Raw genomic sequence first — 1,179 nt, 5'->3', positions numbered from 1 at the left:
TTGGCAAGGCCGCTTTGCTAGATGAAGATGTGGAGATCAACTTCCAAGAAGAAACAACACCAAATGATGTTGTTTCTGTCATTGCAACTCAACCTTTAACCGGCAATGAGACTTGGCATCGAATGAAGCCCGGTGAATATGGTTTGTTTCACCTTGGTGAACTGATCCAAAACAATGCATCTGATTTGAAAGATGTGCCATTTGCAGCGCCCAAACCGGGTAATCAAGCTCCGACCGAACCGTTGGAATAACGACGTTTCTAGACATCAAGTTTTCCAAATAACAAAAAAGGCAGTCACTCGACTGCCTTTTTTGATGCGATTTTGTATTGATTTTGTATGTAAGCCAGCAATAACACTGAGAATTCTTAATCACCAGATCCGTTTGCTTAACTTGTGCTTATAACTAAGCTTTCCGCTGAATCAGTTGGCTCAGCATAAACAAAGAAGTCGCACTGATCACCACTGATGGGCCTGCTGGTGTGTCGAAGTGCCAAGACAGACTCAGTCCCATTAGAACTGAAATCGCACCTATGATGGATGCGAAGAATGCCATTTGTTCTGGTGTAGAAGACAACTTACGCGCTGTTGCTGCAGGGATGATCAACAGTGAAGTCATGATAAGGGCACCGACAAACTTCATACCTACCGCAATCACTACGCCCACCATCAGCATCAAGACCAGACGAATTAAATCTGTGTTCACACCTTCTACAGCGGCTAGCTCTTCGCTGACGGTACTTGATAATAACGGTCGCCAGAATATGTACAAACATGCACTAACGGCAATTACGCCGGCATAAATAAACATCAAATCTTCTGGTGATACAGCTAATAAATCACCAAATAGGTAACTCATTAGATCGACACGAACATTGTCCAAAAAGCTTACTGACACCAAACCGATAGACAAAGAGCTGTGAGCCAGAATTCCGAGTAGGGTATCTGTGGCCACCAGTTGCTGCCTTTGCAGTGTTACAAGGAGTACCGCTAATGCTAAACAGCAGACTAGCAGCGCAAGATAGAGGTTAACGTTCAGTAAGAACCCGAGAGCGAGCCCCATTAACGATGCATGGGCAAGAGTGTCACCGAAGTAGGCCATTTTTCGCCATACAACAAAAGACCCGAGTGGACCTGCGATGATTGCAATACCAATACCAGCGAGAATAGAAGGTAGAAG

General features: G+C 44.7%; 2 protein-coding genes. One reads left to right on the top strand and one right to left on the bottom strand.

Annotated features, from left to right (window positions below; all coding sequences use genetic code 11):
• Window positions 1-251, top strand: a 251-nt coding sequence (locus R8N28_RS25895; RefSeq protein ID WP_318183742.1) for a class II glutamine amidotransferase, incomplete at its 5' end; no start/stop codon positions are given.
• 154 nt (window positions 252-405) lie between these two features.
• Here the strand turns inward: R8N28_RS25895 and znuB are convergent.
• A partial coding sequence (gene znuB / locus R8N28_RS25890; RefSeq protein WP_318183741.1) for a zinc ABC transporter permease subunit ZnuB occupies window positions 406-1,179 on the bottom strand: 774 nt, incomplete at its 5' end.

The sequence above is a fragment of the Vibrio sp. Vb1554 genome (assembly GCF_033344235.1).
Note: the sequence above shows the minus strand (reverse complement) of the source record. Positions and strands in the feature narration are given on the sequence as shown.